This is a genomic window from Candidatus Diapherotrites archaeon (assembly GCA_040755695.1).
GTDB lineage: Archaea > Iainarchaeota > Iainarchaeia > Iainarchaeales > 1-14-0-10-31-34 > JBFMAK01.
The window spans coordinates 2,470-9,314 of the sequence record JBFMAK010000006.1; the positions used below are offsets into that span (position 1 = coordinate 2,470).

7 protein-coding genes and 1 CRISPR repeat array are annotated in these 6,845 nt (G+C 51.5%); all 7 genes read left to right on the forward strand.

Annotated elements, in window-relative coordinates; all coding sequences use genetic code 11:
* Positions 1-36 precede the first annotated feature (36 nt).
* A CRISPR array of direct repeats spans positions 37-685; the repeat unit is 37 nt; unit sequence GTTGAAGTTCTAATAAGAGCCTTCGGGCGATTGCGAC.
* Between the two features lie 135 nt (positions 686-820).
* The 7 genes from AB1467_07135 (at position 821) to AB1467_07165 (ending at position 6,758) form a co-directional block, all read left to right on the forward strand.
* Positions 821-2,374, forward strand: coding sequence for a hypothetical protein (locus AB1467_07135; protein ID MEW6296027.1), 1,554 nt, complete (start codon positions 821-823; stop codon positions 2,372-2,374).
* A gap of 1 nt (position 2,375) precedes the next feature.
* The gene (locus tag AB1467_07140; protein ID MEW6296028.1) at positions 2,376-3,089 is read left to right on the forward strand and encodes an RAMP superfamily CRISPR-associated protein; all 714 of its coding nucleotides are present in this window, start codon (positions 2,376-2,378) and stop codon (positions 3,087-3,089) included.
* An 18-nt stretch (positions 3,090-3,107) separates the two neighbouring features.
* Positions 3,108-4,277 carry an RAMP superfamily CRISPR-associated protein gene (locus AB1467_07145; protein ID MEW6296029.1) on the forward strand — a complete coding sequence of 390 codons (1,170 nt, stop codon included), beginning with the start codon at positions 3,108-3,110 and terminating at the stop codon, positions 4,275-4,277.
* Positions 4,278-4,360: 83 nt separating this feature from the next.
* Entirely contained in the window at positions 4,361-4,672 is a 312-nt protein-coding gene (locus tag AB1467_07150) for a hypothetical protein (GenBank protein MEW6296030.1), read from the forward strand.
* A gap of 2 nt (positions 4,673-4,674) precedes the next feature.
* A complete protein-coding gene (locus AB1467_07155; protein ID MEW6296031.1) occupies positions 4,675-5,148 on the forward strand; it encodes a hypothetical protein in 474 nt (157 codons plus the stop codon).
* Between the two features lie 4 nt (positions 5,149-5,152).
* Complete coding sequence (csx7, locus tag AB1467_07160) at positions 5,153-5,941, forward strand: CRISPR-associated RAMP protein Csx7 (GenBank protein MEW6296032.1); 789 nt, start codon at positions 5,153-5,155, stop codon at positions 5,939-5,941.
* Between the two features lie 10 nt (positions 5,942-5,951).
* Positions 5,952-6,758, forward strand: coding sequence for an RAMP superfamily CRISPR-associated protein (locus AB1467_07165; protein ID MEW6296033.1), 807 nt, complete (start codon positions 5,952-5,954; stop codon positions 6,756-6,758).
* Positions 6,759-6,845: the final 87 nt, after the last annotated feature.

Below are 6,845 nucleotides of genomic sequence, written 5' to 3' on the forward strand. Positions count from 1 at the left end.
TCTGGGCGCGGTCTTCCCTGATTTGCTTGTTGTTCCGTTGAAGTTCTAATAAGAGCCTTCGGGCGATTGCGACCTTCTTGAGGTCTTTGAGTTTGCTAGTTTTCGCTGTTATCGTTGAAGTTCTAATAAGAGCCTTCGGGCGATTGCGACGGTTTCCGTGAATGCTTTTGTCGGAAGTTATGTTAACGGTTGAAGTTCTAATAAGAGCCTTCGGGCGATTGCGACGCCAGGGTATAGACCAGGTTGCAGATCTGGGCTGACAGTTGAAGTTCTAATAAGAGCCTTCGGGCGATTGCGACTGTCTTCGTATTGAGGTTCCAATTATACTCCTGGTTCTCGCGTTGAAGTTCTAATAAGAGCCTTCGGGCGATTGCGACAAAGAATTTTTTCAAGGGGTGGGGGGTAGCTCCGTTATGTTGTTGAAGTTCTAATAAGAGCCTTCGGGCGATTGCGACTTCCCGAGCATCTGGCTGATGCCCTCTTTGCGTTTTTCGTTGAAGTTCTAATAAGAGCCTTCGGGCGATTGCGACTGATTTGTTTGGGATCATTTTCAATAGGGAATTAAAATCTTGTTGAAGTTCTAATAAGAGCCTGCGGGCGATTGCGACTCATTACGGCCCCAAGTTGTGCATTTGACAAACGCATAAAGTTTAAGTTCTAATAAGAGCCTGCGGGCGATTACCACAAGTCTTCACGGCTAGGCAACGCCACTTACTGCCAGCCCAAGGCATGACACTAGCAAAACTGTCAGTTTTGAACTGAAGCCGGCCCTCAAGGAACCTCGATTCAGCGCCGGTCCTCACTATTTGCGAGGGTAAGCATGGCTTATCTGGCACTGGTGGATATTCCAGGCATTAAAGAATACGTCTTCGGCACCGACCGGCTGGTGCAAATCCGAGGGGCCTCCGCGTTCCTGGACCGCTGGAACCGATTTAATATGCGTCAATTTCTGGAGGAGTCCCCTGGAGTGGACCAGGTGGAGGCGGTATTTGCCGGGGGTGGCGCCGGTGAGTTCATTCTCCAGGCAAGGGAGGGGGAGGCAACAGCAGCCCTAAATAACCTTGCGGACAGACTTCGGATAGACTCCCAGGGAGGCCTGAGCCTGGTGTTTGGGTTGGCCCCATATCAGGAGGGGGGTTATAAAAGCGCCCGGGATCAGGCTTTTCAGGAACTGCGAGCCAGAAAGGAAAACCCCCGATTATGGGGAGAACCTTTGATCCATACGGGATACATCCGGGAATGCGACACCTGCTCTGGGATGGCCGCAGTCATCCAGGAATATGGAGGGGAGTCCTGGCTGCTGTGTGACACTTGCAAGGAAAAGCTGGCCTGGGGACGTGACCGGGGCCATTTTCTGGAATACGGCAGGTTCCAGGGATGGGACGATGACCAGACCAGGACTTGGCGTCCCCGGGACTTTGAAGAGATAGGTCTGCGTTCTCGCACAGGCCATACAGCTTTGGTTTATGCCGACGGCAACACCATGGGACGCATCATTAAGGAGATTAAGGAAAAGGAGCACTTCCATTTATTCTCCCAAACGGTGGAAGCCTGCCTGAAAAAAGCTTGCCACGAGGCCCTGAAAAAGCACTGTGAGCCTCGACCGTATTCCTCTGGAGGAGAGGAGCCAGAATCCAAAGTCCCCGCAGACATCTTGCTGCTGGGAGGTGATGATCTGGTGGTGTATCTGGCTGCAGAAACGGCACTGCCATTCGCATTGGACGCGGCCAAATGGTTCATGGATTTGACGCAGGTAGAACTAGCCAAAGACCAATTTTTTAAGGATCTCCTACAGGGAGGGGGCTTAACCTTTTCCCTGGGGATCGCCATCGGCAAGAGCCATACCCCCGTCGTCCTCATGCTGGAACAGGCCCAAGAGCTCCTGAGGTCTGCCAAAGAGAAAGGAGCCACCGATTCAAAAGGGGGGCCTTACTATTCGCCAGCTTATATGGACTACCACTTTACGTCTTATTTCAATCAAGTGAGGGTTAAAGATTGCCGGGACACCCATCTATTGAGGTTGGAGGCCAAACCTCTGAGACTTACTGCCAAACCCTACAGCCTGGAGGATGCCCAGGCTATTTGGGACCAGGCTCGAAAGCTGGCAGAGGCCGATTTTCCACGGAGCCGCTTGTATGCCTTAGGTACTGCGCCAACTAAGGGCAAGATAAACGCGACCCTGGAGTGCCTAACCATCTGGGGGCGGACGAAGGCCAAGGAACATCGGCAATTGGTGGGAGAAGCCTTAAACTTATGCGGAGACCCTATCATGTTTCCCTGGAGAGAGGACCACTTGGGGTTCAACACCGGTCTCCTGGACTTGATGGAAATGGTGGAATTGGTGGTGCTATCACCCCCCACAGGAGAGGGTTAAGATGCCCACTCTGGAATTGAGACTGGAAATCGAATTTCTTTCTAAATGGCACTCCGGTTCCGGAGAGGGCGGACTGAGCGCGAATCGCCTAATCCGGCGGGATGCTCGGGGCTGGCCTTTTATTCCGGCCAGCACCCTGAAAGGGGTGATCAGGGAACAGTGTGAAAAACTATGTCGAACTTTGGCGGAGAAATATTGGCTTCCTTTGGACCCTCATGAACGTGATCTCAGGCGTCCCGGAGCCTTTGCGCCACTCTCCCAGGCCCCTTCGCCTGTAGAAACAATTTTCGGCACTAACTACGAAGAGGGAGGCCTATTCTTTCGGGATGCTTATCTAATTGCTGAACCCTACCAGGACCACTTTTATCAAACCCGCACCCGTCTTCATCGCTTATTGGGGACAGCTAAGGAACAACACCTTTTCACCACGGAATATGCTCTGCCCCAAACATTCACCACCACTATCACCGGTTATCATCGCCATCGGACGCTGGCGGCTTTTCAAGAAGGTGACCTTCCCTATGCTTATTGTCTGCTGGTAGCCGGCATTCTTAGTGTGGAGTTTCTGGGAAGCGATAAGAGCTCTGGTAGTGGCGGGGTACGCCTTCATATTCCAACTTTAAATTATAAAGGCCAAACTAGAGAGGTAGAGGAGGTCTTTGAATACCTGGACCGGGATTACATTGCTGATAGCTTTCCCAAACTGTCTGAATAAGGAGACGACAGGGCTGATATGAAGCATTATCGCCTCACCGCCAGGCTGGAATCTCCTCTGGCTATTCAAAAAGCCCGGCAATCCCACGCATCGGCAGGTCTGGATTATCTCCCTGGTTCTAGCCTGAGGGGAGCCTTGGCCGCCCAATTACTGCGTAGAGGCGGTCGACCCGAGGATGCCGTATTTAGAGCCCTGTTCATAGAAGACCAGGTTTGCTTCCCGAACCTTTTACCCACAGATGATCCCCGGGTTACCTCCCAAGTGCTGCCCTTGACCGTCCTCACCTGTAAGAGAAGACAAGGATTTCGCACTCAGAAGGGAGACGGTGTAGAGGATTCATTAGCGTTGAGCGCTGGGAATCGTTTACTAGCAAATTGGAACAATCCAAAAGCCTGGGATTGTAAGGTTTGCGGTCAGGAACGTATTCCGTTTTATGGCTTCTGGAATGGGAACGTGGACGCCCCGTGGAAGTATGAAGTCTCCATGACTTTTCAGCGACATACCGGAATTGATCGGGTTACCGGGACAGTGGCACTGGAGATATTCTACACTACCCAAGCGGTGGCTAACTTCCGGAAAAATATAACAACTGGAGAATTTCATCCTCAGCATCTATCTGGTGGAATGTGGCTGCGTGACGAGCACGCCGGTTTTCTTCGAACTCTATGCCAGGGAGATTCCTTGTTTGTGGGTGCCGATCGTACCCGGGGGCTGGGAGAGATTACTCTGGAACTGGAGGAGGCCTCTGCCCCCGAACTCGACCAGAACGCTTGGGGTGAATGGGACCAGGGCTTTAAAGATAAGTTTCATCGGGTTACAAGTCAAAACCTACCTGAAGGTCGTTATTTTAGCATCACCCTGGCTTCACCTGCCATTTTAGTGGATGAATTTCTTCGGCCCACTGCCAGGCTACCCTTAACATTTCCCGGGTTGGACCCGGAGCCTCTGGTGCAGGTGGCCAAAAGCCATTTGGTGCGCGGTTGGCAGTCTAGTTGGGGGCTGCCCAAACCCGATGACCTGGCCCTCAGTGCCGGAAGTGTTTTTCTATGGCGCTACCATGGTGATGACTTTCATGCCATGACAGCAGAGTTGCAACGGATTACCCAGGAAGGCATCGGACTGCGGCGGGAAGAGGGCTTCGGCCGCCTAACGGTATGTGAGTTGCTGAATGTGCGGGAGGTGATATGATGCCGCTCCCTTTGGAAAAAATGAAGGCGATAGATGTTTTTTTGGAAAGTATTTACCCTACATCTCAGTCTGTGGGAGAAGGTTTGGCCAAGTTGGTAAAAAAATCTCAGATACGCAACCTGGAAACTCTGGTGGCTTCCACCACACGGTTCTCCGAGATCATCAATTTCGTCAAAAACCAGGCAGGAAAGGAATCCGGCCATGAAAAGAAATGGCGTAAGGTGGCGCCGATAATACTTGGACAGCTTGACGAGCTAGAGGCGAAGGCCCATGCTCTGGGTCAAGGAGACAACACCATTATCATGGACATAAAACTCCGGTTGGCAAGGGGGTGGACCAAACAGGTGGTCGCTCACTACCTATACAAGAAGCAGGAAGACGGCGGAGACGAGTAGTAATGGACTTTGCAGAATATCTGCAGTCAGGAGGCTTTCTCCGGTTCGTAGATGAAACCTTACGCCAAAACGCCTGGGAACTGGTAGACCATTGCTTCCAAGTCCACCCAAAGCCCGTGGCAAAAGCCCAACTGTATGCAATACCTGCCATGCTTCAAGCGAATGGGGTAGTGGGACTTGAGGAGTTGGCAAAAAAACAGATAGTGAAAGAAACCAATAAAGTTAATCAGGAATTTTGGTATCTGGTGAGGGCCATCATAGACTCCACCGCAGAAGTTGACCTTGAGGACATTTTTTCCCTGCGCAGCCTAGTTTTCAGGGAATTGATGGATCAAGGAATGCTGTTGGACCCGGGGAGCCGTGCAAATAGAAAAATGAACCGGGAACGAGTCGATAAAGCTTTAGGCGATTCAGTGAATCCGTACTTTGAACATTTTGTCTGCCATTATTTATATCGGCGTCTGGAGCGGGAGTAAAACTATGGACCACAAGATATTGCGGCGGAAAGTGAGGATTAAGGGAACGCTCGCTTTTGATAACGCCTTCCATATCGGCTCTGGACGAGAAGGCGAACTGGGAACGTCAATGGGAGTCCTTCGGGACTTGGATGGTTGCCCAATACTGCCTGGATCATCCCTCAAAGGGAGTTTCCGGTCCGGGTGCGAGCGCCTGGCCCCTTACCTGAACCTCAAAACCTGTCTGCTGGACCGTTCATTATCAGGCGAAGACTGCGTGGGAGATGAAAGTTATCGCCGGAGGGTATTCCAAGCGTTCAAAGATCTTAAGGAAGAGGCTGACAAAGTGGCATGGCTGACTGACCATACCTGCGACATCTGTCGTCTTTTCGGCTCCCCCCTCCAGTCTTCCCGCATCTTTTTCAGCGATGGCCAGTTGATTGAGTGGGCCGGTACCACACAGATGCGTGACGGTGTCTGCATTGATCGGGATACAGAAACTGCTCGCCCTAAGCTTAAGTATGATTTTGAAGTGGTTCCTCCGGGAGCCCGGTTTGAAATCGTTATTGACCTCGAAAACCCAGAAGACCACGAATTGGCCCTGGTAGGGGCGGTGCTGGCAGAATGGCAATCTGGCATCCGCTTGGGAGGCTTTACTTCAAGGGGACTCGGTGGGGTACGGCTAGATAGTCTTGCTGTATTTGAATTGGACTATGGCAATTTGGAGCAGCTGCGTGGCTATCTGCTCCAGGGCGCCCTGACCGAGGCCCACTCCCTTTTAACCGACTGTCTGACAAACCGGTTGCAGCCCTGAGGAGTTAGCCATGCTCAAAAGGCTCATAAACCAAGCCATAATTCACCTTGAGATCACTCCCCGTGACCCTTTGTTAATCAAAAGCGGCCAGCCCACCCTTAGTGGCGCTAAATTAGCCTTTGTCCGGTCTTACCGCTTCCCGGAGTACCCCAAAGAGGGTTGGGCCTATCTCCCCGGTAGCTCTTTGAAAGGGGTTCTTCGATCTTTTGCGGAAAAGGTTTGCCGTACTTTACGTCCAACTCCGACGCCTGTTTGTTTACCTTACCAGGACCCGGAAGATGATGATCGCAAAACCAATCAGGATTCCTGCGGCCTGATCTTGGAAGATTGTAAAAAAAGGAACGACATCACCTCATTCCCCAGTGCCGATGTGTACAGGATTTCCTGCCCCATCTGTCGACTCTTCGGCTCCCATGGTTTCACCGGTCGTTTGTCCGTCAGCGATGCTTATGCCCAGAAAGAGCCAAAGCTGGAAATCCGGGATGGTGTGGCCATCGATCGCTTTACCGGGGGGACTGTCCCCGGCCATATCTTTACCAGTGAAGTTCTGACCGAAGGAACCTTTTGCGCTACCCTTGAGGTGCGCAACTACGAGCGATGGATGCTGGGGCTCCTATCACTGATTTTAGAAGAGATGGCTGATGAGGATTTCGGGCAGATAACCCTGGGCTCTGGCAAAAGCCGGGGATTGGGGAGATTCTTGGGGATAGTTCATAAGTTCCAGCTGGTTTATTATCTTAAGCCACCGGCACAATTCACCGGTTTGTATGGATTATGTCAGCACTGTCCGGTTAGGAAATTGCATGACAACCGGTAAACATCATTTGAAAAAAATTCTCCCGGAGGCGTTTTTTTCCTTGACAAATTAGCTTGTGAACAAGTGCGGTTTTCGTAATATCCTAAA